The sequence below is a fragment of the Paraburkholderia sediminicola genome (assembly GCF_046030555.1).
Taxonomy (GTDB): domain Bacteria; phylum Pseudomonadota; class Gammaproteobacteria; order Burkholderiales; family Burkholderiaceae; genus Paraburkholderia; species Paraburkholderia sediminicola_E.
The window spans coordinates 239428-254536 of record NZ_JAQQCH010000005.1 but is presented as its reverse complement, the minus strand read 5'-3'; the positions used below and the strand labels follow the sequence as shown (position 1 = coordinate 254536).

Sequence of the window (15109 nt, the reverse complement as noted above, 5' to 3'; positions counted from 1 at the left end):
AGTGCGAAGATTTCATGTCTGTAAGACATCTATTATCGCTAACCGTCGCGCCGCGTTTGTATGCGTTTGTAAGGATTTCTCTTTCGTGCCACGACGCATGTCAACGGGGCGTGCGGCAAAGCAGTCAACGGACTGTTCCACTCGGCGCAACGCTGTATCTCGTGCCAGTGGGTTTTTCCCGATTGTGAATTCCTATAGGATTTTGACTAGGCATAGTGGGTCACAAACTCACGAGCCCCTAATCGGAAGAAACGACATCATGAAAAAGATAATATCGGTGTACTGGCCCCTTGCCATCGTTGTGCCACTTGCTGTGGCAGGCTACCTGCACATTTGCGGCGGCGCCGCTTCGCGTTCATCGCAAGCCCCGCTCGCTGCTGATCAACTGACCGCGGAACTGGCGCGCGCCGTCTCGTATGGGATGGTCGATAGCGCGACGACGTTGCCGGCCAAGCCCATGCGCGCCGTGACGGCGATGCCGCTGGCAGAAGCTTCCTAAACACGGTGGATCGGATCGTGCACTGTGATTCCAGCGATTCCATCATTCCGGCGCGGCATGGCGTTGCGGCAGTGTCCGCGGCCAACTTGCCGTTTGCTGGAGTTGTTAGCGCAGTTTCCATAACTGAATCCGGTCGCCGGCTGAGGTGCTCAGTCTCGGGCGAGATTTTGTTCAGCTTTGTATAATCGCGGCACCTTTTTGCTAACTGCCGATCCGCGCGCTTGACGCCCGAAAGCCTCCGATGAAAACCGTGTCCGTCTGCTTTGTCTGTCTGGGGAACATCTGCCGTTCACCGACCGCGGAAGGCGTGATGCGTCATCTGGTTGGGGAGGCGAAGCTTGCGGAGCGCATTCTGATCGATTCCGCCGGCACGGGCGACTGGCACATCGGCCAACCGCCTGACGACCGCGCGCAACATGCGGCCGGCCAGCGAGGTTACGAGCTTGCCGCTTTGCGTGGCCGCCAGATCGCCTCGGCCGATTTCGAACGCTTCGATCTGCTGATTGCAATGGACGACAAAAACGTCGCCGCACTGCGTCAGGTTTGTCCGGCGGAGCAGCGCGACAAAATTCGCCTGCTGATGGAGTTTGTGCCCGAAGCGGACGGTCGCTGGGGTGGCGCTCGCGAAGTCGTCGATCCCTATTTTGGGGGCGCGGAAGGTTTCGAGCAGGTGCTGGATCAATGCGAAGCGGCCTGCCGCGGGCTGATCGCGGCGTTGCGTCCCCAATTGATGACGTAAGCCCAGCGGGGCATTGGCGAACTTCGACCGCCTTATCCTGCAATTAAGCAAATGACCCAAATTACGGTAGGGATACTTGACTAATTCACTCATGTATTTATACTTGACCAAACTTGTCGAGAATTACGGTTCCCACACCATATGAGACTCACCACGAAAGGCCGTTTCGCCGTCACGGCGATGATTGACCTGGCACTGCGCCAGGAGCAGGGCCCGGTGACGCTTGCAGGTATCAGCCAGCGCCAGCATATCTCCCTGTCTTATCTCGAGCAGCTGTTTGGCAAACTGCGTCGTCACGAAATCGTCGAGTCCGTGCGCGGACCGGGCGGCGGCTACAATCTGGCCCGCCGCGCTGAAGACGTGACCGTCGCCGACATCATCATCGCTGTTGACGAACCGCTCGACGCCACCCAATGCGGCGGCAAGGGTTCGTGCGAAGGCACCAAACAGCACGATGGCCACTGCATGACGCACGAATTGTGGTCGACGCTGAACCAGAAAATGGTCGAGTACCTGGATTCGGTCTCCCTGAAAGACCTGGTCGATCAGCAGCGTTCGCGCGAAGGCGCGCCGGCGGTGTTGCGCGACCGGCGCAACGAGGCGCCAGCGGTCGAACCCGCCCGCGTCGTGCCGAAAGGGCCTAATTCTGTTTTCAACATGGCCGGTTCCTAGGCGCGGCAATCTGAACATACCGCAGCCTGATCAAGAACCCAGAAGCCAGAGCAATGACGTCCCCGGAGCAATTGATGAACAACGACACTCTCCACCTGCCCATTTACATGGACTACAGCGCGACGACGCCGATCGATCCGCGCGTGGTGGACAAGATGATTCCGTATCTGCGTGAGCAGTTCGGCAACCCCGCGTCGCGTAGCCACTCGTATGGCTGGGCCGCGGAACGTGCGGTCGAAGAAGCGCGCGAGAACGTCGCTGCGCTGGTGAATGCCGATCCGCGCGAAATCATCTGGACCTCGGGCGCAACGGAGTCGGACAACCTCGCGATCAAGGGTGCCGCGCACTTCTACAAAAGCAAGGGCAAGCACATCATCACGGTGAAGACCGAGCACAAGGCTGTGCTCGACACCTGCCGTGAGCTCGAGCGCGAAGGCTTCGAAGTCACGTATCTGGATGTGAAGGACGACGGTCTGATCGACCTCGAGAAGTTCAAGGCCGCGTTGCGCCCTGATACGATTCTGGTCTCGGTGATGTCGGTGAACAACGAGATCGGCGTGGTCCAGGACATCGAGGCGATCGGCGAGATCACCCGGGAAAAGGGCATCATTTTTCACGTCGACGCCGCGCAAGCCACCGGCAAGATCGCGATCGATCTGCAAAAGCTGAAGGTCGACCTGATGTCGTTCTCGGCCCACAAGACATATGGTCCGAAGGGCATCGGCGCGTTGTACGTGCGTCGCAAGCCGCGTATCCGTATCGAAGCGCAGATGCACGGCGGCGGTCACGAGCGCGGCATGCGTTCGGGTACGCTGGCTACGCACCAGATCGTCGGTATGGGCGAAGCGTTCCGCATCGCACGCGAAGAAATGGCAACGGAAAACGAGCGCATTCGCATGCTGCGCGACCGTCTGCTGCGCGGCCTGCAGGACATGGAAGAAACCTATGTGAACGGCGACATGGAAAAGCGTGTGCCGCACAACCTGAACATCAGCTTTAACTTCGTCGAAGGCGAGTCGCTGATCATGGCGGTGAAAGATGTGGCGGTGTCGTCGGGCTCGGCGTGCACGTCGGCCTCGCTGGAGCCGTCGTATGTGCTGCGCGCACTGGGTCGTAACGACGAACTGGCGCACAGCTCGATCCGCTTCACGGTGGGCCGCTTCACGACCGAGCAGGATGTCGATTACGTGATCAACCTGCTGAAGACCAAGATTTCGAAGCTGCGCGATTTGTCGCCGCTGTGGGAAATGCACAAGGACGGGATCGATATTTCGACCATTCAGTGGGCAGCGCACTGACGCGCCAGTTTGGACGACGTCGAATTTATCGAATTGCAATTTGCAGGTTGAAACGGATCAAGGAGTGTAATCATGGCTTATAGCGACAAGGTTCTGGACCACTACGAAAACCCGCGCAACGTCGGTTCCTTCGCGAAGGACGACGATGCAGTCGGCACGGGCATGGTCGGCGCGCCGGCTTGCGGCGACGTGATGAAGCTGCAGATCCGCGTGGGCGCGGACGGCATCATCGAAGATGCGAAGTTCAAGACGTACGGCTGCGGTTCGGCAATTGCGTCGAGCTCGCTCGTCACCGAATGGGTGAAGGGCAAGACACTCGATCAGGCAATGTCGATCAAGAACACGCAGATCGCCGAAGAACTGGCACTGCCGCCGGTGAAGATTCACTGCTCGATCCTCGCGGAAGACGCGATCAAGGCAGCGGTCGCCGACTACAAGCAGCGTCATGGTGAAGCAGTCGTCGAAGGCGACAAGCAACACGCATGATCGCGCGCGAGTGCGTATTTGAGTGAGTCGAAGCGGACGGTGCAGGTAAAACAACACCGTCCGGCATGAGCGATATTTGAGGCAGGCAGGGTAGCAGCGCGTCAGTAGGCACAGGAGTGCCGAACGTGCGCGGCGCAATGAGAAACGCTATGGCAATTACGTTGACCGAAAAGGCAGCACAGCACGTCCAGAAGTATCTGACTCGTCGCGGCAAGGGTGTCGGGCTGCGCGTGGGCGTGCGCACGACCGGTTGCTCGGGTTTGGCTTACAAGCTCGAGTACGTGGATGAACTCGCGCCTGAAGACGAAGTGTTCGATTGCAACGGCGTGAAGATCATTGTCGACCCAAAGAGCCTCGCCTATATCGACGGCACCGAACTCGATTTCGCACGCGAAGGGTTGAACGAAGGCTTCAAGTTCAACAACCCGAACGTGAAGGACGAGTGCGGTTGCGGCGAATCGTTCCGCGTGTAAACGGCTCATTCCGCGTACTGCGGATCAAAGGCGGCGCGGGCCGCCTTTTTAGTTTCATCCGCGCATTCGGCTTGGCGTCTTGCGGCTGACCTTTGCTGCTGAACCTCTCCGGCGCTTTCGATCCGCGTTTTTAGCCTGCACTCCGGTGCGCTTTCCTGAACGGACTCTTTCTATCCGATGGCCTCGCTGAACGACAGCCACTTCGACCTGTTCGATCTACCGGCACAATTCACGCTCGACGCGGCGACGCTCGATCACGCCTACCGCACGGTGCAGGCGCAAGTGCATCCGGACCGCTTCGCAGCGGCCGGCGACGCGCAAAAGCGTATCGCGATGCAATGGGCGACGCGCACCAACGAGGCGTATCAGACGCTGCGCGATCCGTTGAAGCGCGCGACCTACCTGTTGCACCTGCGTGACATCGATGTCGGCTCGGAGAACAACACGGCGATGGAGCCGGCGTTCCTGATGCAGCAGATGGAGTGGCGCGAAAACATCGAAGACGCGGCCGCGGCAAAGAACGTCGACGCGCTCGACGCCTTGCTGACCGAACTGCGCGACGAAGAGCGCATCCGTTTCGACAAGCTCGGCGCGCTGCTCGACAGCGGCGCGAATCAGGCGGCAGGCGAGGCGGTGCGGCAGTTGATGTTCATCGAGCGGGTGGCGTCGGAAATCGGCACACAGATCGAGCGGCTCGAAAACTAGCGGTCCGGCGAGCGCCGACGCCGCGCATGAATATGCAGCGATAGCAGCCGTAGCAATACATCCAGCAACGCGAAAATTCAGGACGGGGCCAAGCGGCCCCGAGAAGATCCAGATGGCCTTACTGCAAATCTCCGAACCCGGCATGGCGCCGGCGCCCCATCAGCGGCGTCTGGCGGTCGGTATCGATCTCGGCACCACCAATTCCCTCGTCGCCGCCGTGCGCAGCGGCGTGCCCGACGTGCTGCCCGACGAAGATGGCTATGCGCTGCTGCCGTCGGTCGTGCGCTACCTGGAAAAGGGCGGCCGCCGTATCGGCCGCACGGCCAAGGCTGAAGCCGCGACCGATCCGCGCAACACGATCGTGTCGGTCAAGCGTTTCATGGGCCGCGGCAAGGCGGAAGTGGAAGGCGCCGAAAACGCGCCCTACGATTTCGTCGACGCGCCCGGCATGGTGCAGATCCGCACGGTCGACGGGGTGAAGAGCCCGGTCGAAGTCTCGGCGGAAATCCTCGCGACGCTGCGCCAGCGCGCCGAAGACACGCTCGGTGACGAACTGGTCGGCGCGGTCATTACCGTGCCCGCCTATTTCGACGAAGCGCAGCGCCAGGCGACCAAAGACGCCGCGCGTCTGGCCGGCCTGAACGTGCTGCGTCTCCTGAATGAGCCGACTGCGGCTGCGATCGCCTATGGCCTCGATAACGGCTCCGAAGGTCTCTACGCGGTCTACGACCTCGGCGGCGGCACTTTCGATCTGTCGATTCTGAAGCTCACCAAAGGTGTGTTCGAAGTGCTCGCGGCGGGCGGCGATTCCGCGCTCGGTGGCGACGATTTCGACCACGCGCTGTATCGCCACGTGCTGGAGCAGGCGGGCATCGCGCCGCAAACGCTCGCACCGGAAGACGTCCGCCTGCTGCTCGATAGCGTACGCGCGACCAAGGAGGCTTTGTCGGATGCGCCGGGTGCGAAGGTGCAGGCAAAGCTCTCGAACGGCACTCAGATCGATCTGACGGTCGACGAGGCTACTTTCGAGGCCATCACTCAGGCGCTGGTCCAGCGTACGCTCGGGCCCACGAAGAAAGCGCTGCGCGACGCCAAGGTTGTCACCAAGGACATCAAAGGTGTGGTGCTGGTCGGCGGCGCGACACGCATGCCGGTGATCCGTCGCGCGGTCGAGTCGTTGTTCGGCCAGCCGCCGCTGATCAATCTGGACCCGGATCAGGTCGTCGCGCTCGGCGCGGCGATTCAGGCCGATCTGCTCGCGGGCAATCGTGGCGCCGACGGCGACGACTGGCTGCTGCTCGACGTGATTCCGCTGTCGCTCGGCGTCGAAACAATGGGCGGTTTGACCGAGAAGATCATCCCGCGCAACTCGACGATTCCGGTTGCGCGCGCGCAGGATTTCACGACCTTCAAGGACGGCCAGACGGCAATGGCGATCCATGTCGTGCAAGGCGAGCGCGAGCTCGTCAGCGACTGCCGGTCGCTCGCGCGTTTCGAACTACGCGGCATTCCGCCGATGGCCGCCGGCGCGGCGCGGATTCGCGTGACGTACCAGGTCGACGCTGATGGCTTGCTGTCGGTGTTCGCGCGTGAACAGGGCTCGGGCGTGGAAGCGTCGGTGGTGGTGAAGCCGTCTTATGGCCTTGCCGACGACGACATCGCCAGGATGCTCGAAGACAGTTTCTCGACCGCCGAGGTCGACATGCGCGCGCGTGCGCTGCGTGAAGCGCAAGTTGAAGCCCGCCGTCTCGTCGAAGCGACCGACGCGGCGCTCGCCGCCGACGCCGAATTGCTCGACGACGACGAGCGTGCCGAACTCGACACGCAGCTCACCGCGTTGCGCAATATCGCTGCAAGCGAGGACGCCGACGCAATCGAAGCCGCGACTAAAACGCTTGCCGAAGGCACCGACGAATTCGCCGCCCGCCGTATGAACAAGGGCATTCGCCGGGCGCTGGCCGGCCGCAAGCTCGACGAGATCTGAGCCTTGCGGTGTGGCCGCGCCATGTGCGCGTGCCGGCAATGAATCGCGCCGCACGGACTTAAAAAGTCCGTGCGGCGCCAGTAAAATGGTACGGAGCCGGTTTGTGGCCGCCGTGCCGCAGACCCAAACGGAAAATGTATGCCTCAAATCGTTGTGCTGCCCCACGTCGAACTGTGCCCGGAAGGCGCGGTGATCGATGCCGTGCCCGGCAAGAGCATCTGCGACAATCTGCTCGAACACGGCATCGAAATCGAGCACGCGTGCGAGAAGTCCTGCGCGTGCACAACCTGTCACGTGATCGTGCGTGAGGGTTTCGCCGCCTTGACGCCATCAGAGGAAGACGAGGACGATCTGCTGGACAAGGCGTGGGGGCTCGAACCGGCTTCACGTCTGTCGTGCCAGGCGATGGTGCCGGCCGAGCAGGATCTGGTCGTCGAGATCCCGCGCTACTCGATTAATCACGCGAAGGAAAATCACTAACTGGAGGATGCAGCCATGAAGTGGACCGATACGCAAGACATCGCGATGGCCCTGACTGACAAGCACCAGGACATCGATCCGCAACAGGTGCGCTTCACTGATTTGCACCGCTGGGTCACCGAGCTGGAAGGTTTCGACGACGACCCTAATCGATCGAATGAAAAGATCCTCGAAGCGATTCAGACTGCATGGATCGAAGACGCGGATTACTGAGCACACTGCCGGGTTTTCCACCGGCGGCGGGGCGCGATTGATTCCGCTCCGGCTGCGGCAAAGAAAAAGGCGATTCCGTTGGAATCGCCTTTTTTAACGCCTGGAGAATCTTCAGGCTGCCAGCGGTCAGGCTGCTACAAGCGTGCCGTTTTCAACCCGCACGCGCTGACCTTGCTGGAACGGCGGCGCTTCGTGATAGGTGAAGTAGCGCGTTTTGCCGTTTTCCATCTGGACCCGCACCGAATACGACGTCGTACTGCGGATATGCTTTTCGACCGAGTTACCGGCGAAGCCACCGCCGAGTGCGCCGAGGACGGTCATCGCGGTGCGTCCGCCGCCGCCGCCGAACTGATTACCGACCAGGCCGCCGGCCACAGCGCCGCCAACCGCACCGATACCGGTGCCATGCCCTTCCTGACGCACCGCGGAGATCGCTGCCACCGTGCCGCAACTCGAGCAGTAGGCCGGTTGCGACGGCTGTTGCTGAGCATACTGCGGCGCCGGCTGGGCCTGTTGCTGCTGGGCGTACTGTTGCTGCTGCGCCGGCGTCGGGGCGCGTTGAGGCGCCTGCTGCTGCGCTGCCTGTTGTGCCGCGGCCTGTTCGGCTGCCTGCTGGGCGGCTGGATTTGCGGGTGCCGCCGAATCGACCACGCCCGGTTGGGTGGTCACTTGTGCGGCCTGCGTCTGATCGGTTTGCGCACCGCTGCTCGACGCCTTCGGGAACAGGCCCGTGACGGCCGCCGTTGCAGCGAGGCTGGCGATGATCACCGCACCCGCGGCAGTAGCGACAAGCGGGTGAATACGGCGTTGTTGCGTGGGTTTCGTATCTGGATTGTCCATATTGGTCTCCGTCTGGAGCAGAGTCGACTGTTATTGAGACTGAGTGTCGGGGAAATCGATCCCGGGAGAGTTTCAATTTGTAACCATTCCCGGGCAATCATCGCAGCGTTTTTGCGTCAAAGCGCGCGAAGCGTGGCGCGGCGCCTGATTTCTAGCGGTTCTGCAGCAGGTTAAGAAAACCGCGGTCTGGCGGGCGATGCGCACCATTTACCGATGGTTACAAACCGTCAGGTTGCGGCAAACCGTATTTTTCATGCGCTGCATAAAAAAGCCCGGCTCGATGCCGGGCTTTTTTCTTGTGTGAGCCGTTGACGCGGGCGACGCGGCGATCAGTCTTCGCGGCGCAGATGCGGGAACAGAATCACGTCGCGGATGCTCGGGCTGTCGGTCAGCATCATGACCAGACGGTCGATGCCGATGCCGCAACCACCGGCCGGCGGCATGCCGTATTCCAGCGCGCGGATGTAGTCGGCGTCGTAGAACATGGCTTCTTCGTCGCCGGCGTCTTTCTGGTCGACCTGCTTCTTGAAGCGGGCGGCCTGGTCTTCCGGATCGTTCAGCTCTGAGAAACCGTTGGCGATTTCACGGCCCGTGATGAACAGCTCGAAACGCTCGGTGATGCCGGGGACCTTGTCCGATGCGCGCGCCAAAGGCGACACTTCGACCGGGTAGTCGATGATGTAGGTCGGCTCCCACAGTTGCGACTCGGCGGTCTCTTCGAACAACGCCAGTTGCAGCGCGCCGACGCCCGCGTTCAGGAACTGCGGCTTCGACGCGTCCACGCCGAACTTCTTCAGCTCGGTGCGCAGGAATGCGTCGTCGCCGAGTTGTGCATCCGTGTACTGCGGCGCGTACTTCTGGATTGCCTGGCTAATCGTCAGGCGATGGAAGGGCTTGGCCAGATCGAGTTCGCGGCCCTGATAGCTGATCGTGGCGGTACCCAGCGAGTCGATCGCCGCCTGGCGGATCAACTGTTCGGTGAAATCCATCAACCACTTGTAATCGGTGTACGCCGCGTAGAACTCGATCATCGTGAATTCCGGATTGTGGCGTACCGACACGCCCTCATTGCGGAAGTTACGGTTGATCTCGAACACACGCTCGAAGCCGCCGACCACGAGGCGCTTCAGATACAGTTCCGGCGCGATACGCAGGAACATCTGCATATCGAGCGCGTTGTGGTGCGTGGTGAACGGCTTGGCCGCCGCGCCGCCCGGAATCGGGTGCAGCATCGGCGTTTCGACTTCCATGAAGTCGGCATCCGACATGAACTTGCGGATCGACGAAATCGCCTTGGTGCGCGCGACGAACGTCTTGCGCGTTTCCGGCGTGACGATCAGGTCGACGTAGCGCTGGCGGTACTTCATTTCCTGGTCGGACAGGCCGTGGAACTTGTCCGGCAACGGGCGCAGCGACTTCGACAGCAAACGCAGTTCGGTACAGCGCACCGAGAGTTCGCCCTTGTTGGTACGGAACAGCACGCCGCGCGCCGCGACGATGTCGCCCATGTCCCACTTCTTGAAGGCGTCGTACGTTTCCTGGCTGATATCGGCCGGCGTGATGAAGAACTGGATCTGACCCGAACCGTCGCGCACGGTCGCAAAGCTCGCCTTGCCCATCACACGCTTGAGCATCATGCGGCCGGCGATCGCGACTTCGAGCGGATTGGCTTCGAGGGCTTCCTTGTCGGTCTCGGCATACTGCGTTTGCAGATCCGCGGCATGGTGCGTGGGACGGAAATCGTTGGGGTAGGCGACGCCGTGCTCACGCAGTTCGCGCAGCTTTTCACGGCGCTCAGCCATGATTTTGTTGTCGTCTACCTCGGGCGCGACATTCGGCTGAGCCGCGTCAGGCTGGGCCGCATTGGGCTGGGTCGGTTCGGTCATGATGATTTGGTATTCGGTAGCCCGCATCGGGGTGCCCCACATGCGGGTGGCCAGTCAGTGAAAAACCTCAGGCGCTATGACAAAGTTGCAAAGAGATGGCGCAGCGATGCAAGCCGCGCCGGTTGCGCCTAGACGCCCTGTTTCAGGCTGGCGCTGATGAACGGATCGAGGTCGCCGTCGAGCACGCTCTTCGTATTGCTGATTTCGACGTTGGTGCGCAGATCCTTGATACGGCTGTTGTCCAGCACGTACGAACGGATCTGATGACCCCAGCCCACATCGGTCTTGCCGGCTTCGAGCTTGTCCTGCTCGGCCTGACGCTTGCGGATTTCCGCTTCGTACAGGCGCGATTTCAGCATGGCCATGGCTTCGGCACGGTTGCGGTGCTGCGAGCGGTCGTTCTGGCACTGCACGACGATGCCCGACGGCATGTGCGTAATCCGCACGGCCGAATCGGTCTTGTTGATGTGCTGACCACCCGCGCCGGACGCGCGATACGTGTCGATGCGCAGATCGGCCGGATTGATGTCGACTTCGATCGAATCGTCGACTTCCGGGTACACGAACACGGACGAGAACGATGTATGGCGGCCACCCGACGAATCGAACGGCGACTTGCGCACGAGGCGGTGCACGCCGGTTTCGGTGCGCAAAAAGCCGTACGCGTATTCGCCTTCGATCTTGATCGTCGCGTTCTTGATGCCCGCGACGTCGCCTTCGGTCTGTTCCAGCACTTCGGTCTTGAAGCCCTTGCGCTCGCAGTAGCGCAGGTATTGGCGCAGCAGCATCGAAGCCCAGTCGCACGCTTCGGTGCCGCCGGCGCCGGCTTGAATGTCGAGGAAAGCGTTGTTCGGGTCGGCCGGATTCGCGAACATCCGGCGGAATTCCATGTCGGCGACGCGCTGTTCGATGCCTTGCGCGTCGGATTCGCAGGCGACGAGGGTTTCCTCGTCGTTTTCCTCGCGGGCCATGTCGAACAGGTCCTGCGCGTCGCGCAGATCGTTATCGAGCGAGGTGAGTTTGCCAACGGTGTCGTCGAGCAGCTTTTTTTCCCGGCCGAGGGCCTGGGCGTGCTTCGAGTCGTTCCAGACGTCCGGGTCTTCGAGTTCCCGGTTGACTTCGATTAGACGCAGTGCTTTGTCGTCGTAGTCAAAGATACCCCCGTAGCGAGTCCGCGCGCGTGCGCAGGTCCGCCAGTGAGGCTTCGATCGCGTTGAGACGTTCCGCTTCCATGTCGATCTTTTATAGCTTCGTAAAAAGGGGAAATTATAGCCGATCGGCGCCCCGCGCCGGAGGCTAGTGAGCGATTTGGCGCGGGTTTGGGGTTGATTTTGCGGTGTTTTTCGACGCTTTGCGCGCGGTTGGCAGAACGTTGGTGACACTCATGCAGCACACGCGCAGCAAGCGGGAGCCGCTTGCGCGGCAACCCGGTGGCCGCTTCAGCTTACCGCGTGCTCGACGATCAATTGGACTCGCGACACACCGTTCCAGGTGTCGCTGGCCAGCCGGTAGGCGACGGTGGTGCGCGCGGGCAGCGTGTCGGTATGATTGAACCAGATTGCGTTGAAACGCTGGCGGCCGCGCACCAGTTGCAGCTTCAGATGCTTGTCCTTCACCAGCGCCTGCGACGCAATGTCGAATTCGCCGGAAAACACCGGCGCCGGGAAACCTTGTCCCCATACCGCGGCGTCAAGCATTTCGACGAATTGCGGCGTGAAGTAGGCGTCTTCGAGTTCGCCGTCGGTTTCGACCGTGCGCGAGAGTGCCTCTTCGGAGAGCCATTCGCGCCCAACCGCTTCGAACGCGGCGGTGAAGCGTGGCACGTCGGCGGCGGCCATCGTCAGGCCCGCGGCCATTGCGTGGCCGCCGAATTTGACGATCAGGCCCGGCTCGCGCTTCGAGATCAGATCGAGCGCATCACGCAGATGGAAGCCCGAAATCGAACGGCCCGAGCCTTTGACAAGCTGACCGCTGTCGTCGGCGAGCGCGAACGTGAACGACGGCCGGTGGAATTTCTCCTTCAACCGTCCGGCGACGATACCGATCACGCCCTGGTGCCAGCCCGGATTGAATAGCGTGATGGTGGTCGCGCCGTCGGGATTGATCGCGGAGAGGTCTTCGAGCGCCTGCTGCTGCATGCCGGCTTCGATCTCGCGGCGTTCGCGGTTCATGGTGTCGAGCTGCTGGGCGAGATCCCATGCGCGGCCGATGTCGTCAGTGGTCAGGCATTCGATGCCGAGCGACATGTCGGACAGGCGGCCGGCCGCGTTCAGGCGCGGCCCGAGCGCGAAACCGAGGTCGAAACCCGACGCGCTGCGGGCGTCGCGCGCGGCGGCGCGAAAGAGGGCGGCGATGCCCGGCTGCATCTTGCCTTTGCGAATCCGCTGCAGACCTTGCGCGACCAGCACGCGGTTATTGCCGTCGAGCTTGACCACGTCGGCGACCGTGCCGAGCGCGACCAGATCCAGCAGGCCATCCAGACGCGGCTCCGGGAAATCGCCGTTGAAGGCGCCGCGACGGCGCAATTCCGCGCGCAATGCCAGCAGCACATAAAACATCACGCCGACACCCGCGATGCACTTGCTCGGGAACGTGCAGCCCGGCTGGTTTGGATTGACGATGGCGCGGGCCGCGGGCAGTTCGTCGCCGGGAAGGTGGTGATCGGTGACCAGCACGTCGATGCCGAGCGCATTGGCCGCTTCTACGCCGTCGACGCTGGCGATGCCGTTATCGACCGTAATCAGCAGTTCCGGTTTGCCCGACGCACTGCGGGCGGCCAGCGCGACGATCTCGGGCGTCAGGCCATAACCGTACTCGAAGCGGTTCGGCACCAGATACTCGATCTGGCCGCCGAACATGCGCAGGCCGCGCACCGCGACCGCGCAGGCGGTGGCGCCGTCACAGTCGTAGTCGGCGACCACCAGCATGCGGCGTTTGCCTTGAATCGCATCGGCGAGCAGCACGGCGGCGTCTTCGCAGCCTTTGAGCCCGGCGGGTGGCACGAGCCGCGCGAGACCGGTTTCGATTTCATCGGGCATGCACACGCCGCGCGCGGCGTACAGGCGCGCGAGCACCGGATGCAGGCCGTGGCGAGTGAGGATTTCAGCGTCGACAGGTGAAGCGGCGCGCGTAACGATTCGAGTCATTCGGAAAGGCCGTGGATCATTCGTTAAATCATTCGATGAACAGCGAGGCGAGCACGCGCCGCCGCCAGAATTTGCGCAAGTCGCCGCGCGTGATCGTGAGCGTCACCGAGCCGGTATCGCCGCACAGCGTCAGGCTGAGTTCGGCGAGCTCGCCCGACTGCAGCGCTTCCAGCGCCGGTTCGAACCAGTCGGTTTGCAACGCGGCGAAAGCGTCGTTCCAGCGCGCCCAGTCCTGCTCGATGTAGGGCGCGGAAAAGGGATCGAGTTCAACCAGCGTGGCGCCGTTGGTGTTGGCGTTGCCGCCGGCGGTTGCATTCGAGCTTGTGCTGACCGCGGACGCGCCGTTCGACGTGCCGCGTGAGGTGTTGCCCGAGGCGCCGCCCGCCTCGGTGGCGGCCCGCAGTGCCGCAAACGACGCCGGCGGCGCAGCGGCCGCAACGCCCGCAGTGATGGCGAGGCCGCGCGTGGCCGCGGCGTCGGAGAACACCCGCGCGAACGGGCTCCTTACCGGTTGCATGGCACCCTGTGCGTGAAACCAGATCGAGTTGACAGATGGCAAGCCGCGCGCCTCGCGCGCTTCATTGACCGGATGTTCGAACCATGCCATCTGCACTTCGTTCTGCAGCTTCATCCAGGCGCGCGAACGGTCGCCGGAATGCGCTTCGTGCGGCAGCCAGATTTCGATGTTGCGGCCGCTCGCACGCAATGGCGACGCGCCTGCCAGCGTGCCGAAGCCATCGCCCGACAAATACCAGCGTGTGGGCTTCGGCGCTTCGATACGCACGCCGAGTTCCTCGATCAACGGCCGGGCGACTGCCAGCAGCACGCTGGCTTCGTCGTCGGTGAGATCGAGCGAGGCCGGATCGATCAGCACCAGATGGTCGTGCGCGATGCGCACATGCACGGGTTGCACGCAGGCCCACGTGGCGTTGCCGGGCTCGCCGCCGTCGGCACGCAGCATGTACGGCGCGAGCGGCGCTTCGTCGGCGGCCGCCGCGCCGCTGGGGAGCGCGCCGAACTGGCGCGCCACCCAGCGCTCGTGCGGCAGCGTGCGCTGAAAATCTTCGCCGATCACCCGTTCGACCGGCGTCGCGCGGGCGATCAGCCGGTCCAGGGCCGGACTCTGGATATCGTGCAGCGCGGTAGAGGCATCCGCTGCGGCGGGCAGCGCGAAGGGCAGGAGAAGATGAAGACGGTTGGCGTGCATGATGCTGCGCATTGTAGGGCAAAGAGTGCGAGTATTCAGACCATATCGGCGGATTCGGGCAGTGCGCCCGAGCCCCGCGGGTGGCAGCAGCCGGGCGCGGCGGCACCGCGCGCATGACGAGGGAGACCGACATGTCGCGTGAACTGAAAACCGAGCAGGAACTGCTTGGATTAGTCGTACAGGCGCTCAACGCCAACCCGGCCACGACCGGCTGGATCCCGACCGGATTCCATGAGACCGTCGAGGACGAGGAAGGCTGTAACTGGGATATCACCCATCTGCATCGCGACCGTAAAGATGCAGAGGTGCGCGACGCCGCGACCAGTCAGGCGGCCGGGATCATCAACGATCTGCGCCGCCATTACAACTTGCGTTAGCGGGCGAGTCAGATCAAGGCGGCAGTAGGGCCGGCTTTCGCCTCGAGTCCCGGGTTCAGGGGCGGCAGCAGCGGGTTGCGCCCGCCGTGAGCCCCGTGTGCAAG

16 protein-coding genes are annotated in these 15109 nt (G+C 62.5%); 11 read left to right on the top strand and 5 right to left on the bottom strand.

Features of this window, described 5'->3' with window-relative positions; translation table 11 throughout:
- Window positions 1–259 precede the first annotated feature (259 nt).
- From PQQ52_RS10500 to iscX, 10 genes are all read left to right on the top strand, one after another.
- Entirely contained in the window at window positions 260–499 is a 240-nt protein-coding gene (locus PQQ52_RS10500) for a hypothetical protein (RefSeq protein ID WP_408210096.1), read from the top strand.
- A 241-nt stretch (window positions 500–740) separates the two neighbouring features.
- A complete protein-coding gene (locus PQQ52_RS10495; RefSeq protein WP_408210093.1) occupies window positions 741–1238 on the top strand; it encodes a low molecular weight protein-tyrosine-phosphatase in 498 nt (165 codons plus the stop codon).
- A gap of 141 nt (window positions 1239–1379) precedes the next feature.
- The gene (gene iscR, locus PQQ52_RS10490; protein WP_028199491.1) at window positions 1380–1910 is read left to right on the top strand and encodes a Fe-S cluster assembly transcriptional regulator IscR; all 531 of its coding nucleotides are present in this window, start codon (window positions 1380–1382) and stop codon (window positions 1908–1910) included.
- A gap of 74 nt (window positions 1911–1984) precedes the next feature.
- Window positions 1985–3208 carry an IscS subfamily cysteine desulfurase gene (locus PQQ52_RS10485; RefSeq protein ID WP_408210090.1) on the top strand — a complete coding sequence of 408 codons (1224 nt, stop codon included), beginning with the start codon at window positions 1985–1987 and terminating at the stop codon, window positions 3206–3208.
- Between the two features lie 72 nt (window positions 3209–3280).
- Window positions 3281–3694, top strand: a complete 414-nt coding sequence (gene iscU, locus PQQ52_RS10480) for a Fe-S cluster assembly scaffold IscU (RefSeq protein ID WP_028199493.1) — start codon at window positions 3281–3283, stop codon at window positions 3692–3694.
- 149 nt (window positions 3695–3843) lie between these two features.
- A complete protein-coding gene (iscA, locus tag PQQ52_RS10475) occupies window positions 3844–4167 on the top strand; it encodes an iron-sulfur cluster assembly protein IscA (protein WP_028199494.1) in 324 nt (107 codons plus the stop codon).
- A gap of 177 nt (window positions 4168–4344) precedes the next feature.
- Window positions 4345–4872 carry a Fe-S protein assembly co-chaperone HscB gene (gene hscB / locus PQQ52_RS10470; protein WP_408210086.1) on the top strand — a complete coding sequence of 176 codons (528 nt, stop codon included), beginning with the start codon at window positions 4345–4347 and terminating at the stop codon, window positions 4870–4872.
- 112 nt (window positions 4873–4984) lie between these two features.
- Window positions 4985–6856, top strand: a complete 1872-nt coding sequence (hscA, locus tag PQQ52_RS10465; RefSeq protein ID WP_408210083.1) for a Fe-S protein assembly chaperone HscA — start codon at window positions 4985–4987, stop codon at window positions 6854–6856.
- 138 nt (window positions 6857–6994) lie between these two features.
- A complete protein-coding gene (gene fdx, locus PQQ52_RS10460) occupies window positions 6995–7336 on the top strand; it encodes an ISC system 2Fe-2S type ferredoxin (protein ID WP_012433562.1) in 342 nt (113 codons plus the stop codon).
- A gap of 15 nt (window positions 7337–7351) precedes the next feature.
- On the top strand, window positions 7352–7549 hold the full coding sequence (iscX, locus tag PQQ52_RS10455) for a Fe-S cluster assembly protein IscX (protein WP_325045431.1): 198 nt from the start codon (window positions 7352–7354) through the stop codon (window positions 7547–7549).
- 126 nt (window positions 7550–7675) lie between these two features.
- Here the strand turns inward: iscX and PQQ52_RS10450 are convergent, their stop codons facing one another.
- The 5 genes from PQQ52_RS10450 to PQQ52_RS10430 form a co-directional block, all read right to left on the bottom strand.
- On the bottom strand, window positions 7676–8389 hold the full coding sequence (locus PQQ52_RS10450) for a glycine zipper 2TM domain-containing protein (protein ID WP_408210079.1): 714 nt from the start codon (window positions 8387–8389) through the stop codon (window positions 7676–7678).
- A 329-nt stretch (window positions 8390–8718) separates the two neighbouring features.
- Window positions 8719–10275 carry a lysine--tRNA ligase gene (gene lysS, locus PQQ52_RS10445; RefSeq protein WP_408210077.1) on the bottom strand — a complete coding sequence of 519 codons (1557 nt, stop codon included), beginning with the start codon at window positions 10273–10275 and terminating at the stop codon, window positions 8719–8721.
- A 128-nt stretch (window positions 10276–10403) separates the two neighbouring features.
- Window positions 10404–11508, bottom strand: a protein-coding gene (prfB, locus tag PQQ52_RS10440; RefSeq protein WP_408210074.1) for a peptide chain release factor 2 whose coding sequence is annotated in 2 segments (ribosomal slippage) — window positions 10404–11426 and window positions 11428–11508 — 1104 coding nt in all. Because the reading frame shifts where the segments join, the coding sequence is not laid out codon by codon here.
- Window positions 11509–11714: 206 nt separating this feature from the next.
- On the bottom strand, window positions 11715–13421 hold the full coding sequence (gene recJ, locus PQQ52_RS10435) for a single-stranded-DNA-specific exonuclease RecJ (protein ID WP_408210072.1): 1707 nt from the start codon (window positions 13419–13421) through the stop codon (window positions 11715–11717).
- 28 nt (window positions 13422–13449) lie between these two features.
- Window positions 13450–14640, bottom strand: a complete 1191-nt coding sequence (locus PQQ52_RS10430) for a regulator (protein WP_408210069.1) — start codon at window positions 14638–14640, stop codon at window positions 13450–13452.
- Window positions 14641–14759: 119 nt separating this feature from the next.
- Between PQQ52_RS10430 and PQQ52_RS10425 the strand changes: the two genes are divergently transcribed.
- A complete protein-coding gene (locus PQQ52_RS10425; RefSeq protein WP_408210066.1) occupies window positions 14760–15005 on the top strand; it encodes a hypothetical protein in 246 nt (81 codons plus the stop codon).
- The last annotated feature ends 104 nt before the right edge of the window (window positions 15006–15109 follow it).

Coding starts and splice junctions, on each gene's coding strand:
- iscA (WP_028199494.1), top strand. CDS start 3,844: ATGGCAATTACGTTGACCGAAAAGGCAGCACAGCACGTCCAGAAGTAT.
- hscA (WP_408210083.1), top strand. CDS start 4,985: ATGGCCTTACTGCAAATCTCCGAACCCGGCATGGCGCCGGCGCCCCAT.
- PQQ52_RS10430 (WP_408210069.1), bottom strand. CDS start 14,640: ATGCGCAGCATCATGCACGCCAACCGTCTTCATCTTCTCCTGCCCTTC.
- PQQ52_RS10495 (WP_408210093.1), top strand. CDS start 741: ATGAAAACCGTGTCCGTCTGCTTTGTCTGTCTGGGGAACATCTGCCGT.
- iscX (WP_325045431.1), top strand. CDS start 7,352: ATGAAGTGGACCGATACGCAAGACATCGCGATGGCCCTGACTGACAAG.
- PQQ52_RS10485 (WP_408210090.1), top strand. CDS start 1,985: ATGAACAACGACACTCTCCACCTGCCCATTTACATGGACTACAGCGCG.
- iscU (WP_028199493.1), top strand. CDS start 3,281: ATGGCTTATAGCGACAAGGTTCTGGACCACTACGAAAACCCGCGCAAC.
- recJ (WP_408210072.1), bottom strand. CDS start 13,421: ATGACTCGAATCGTTACGCGCGCCGCTTCACCTGTCGACGCTGAAATC.
- PQQ52_RS10425 (WP_408210066.1), top strand. CDS start 14,760: ATGTCGCGTGAACTGAAAACCGAGCAGGAACTGCTTGGATTAGTCGTA.
- iscR (WP_028199491.1), top strand. CDS start 1,380: ATGAGACTCACCACGAAAGGCCGTTTCGCCGTCACGGCGATGATTGAC.
- fdx (WP_012433562.1), top strand. CDS start 6,995: ATGCCTCAAATCGTTGTGCTGCCCCACGTCGAACTGTGCCCGGAAGGC.
- PQQ52_RS10450 (WP_408210079.1), bottom strand. CDS start 8,389: ATGGACAATCCAGATACGAAACCCACGCAACAACGCCGTATTCACCCG.
- lysS (WP_408210077.1), bottom strand. CDS start 10,275: ATGACCGAACCGACCCAGCCCAATGCGGCCCAGCCTGACGCGGCTCAG.
- PQQ52_RS10500 (WP_408210096.1), top strand. CDS start 260: ATGAAAAAGATAATATCGGTGTACTGGCCCCTTGCCATCGTTGTGCCA.
- hscB (WP_408210086.1), top strand. CDS start 4,345: ATGGCCTCGCTGAACGACAGCCACTTCGACCTGTTCGATCTACCGGCA.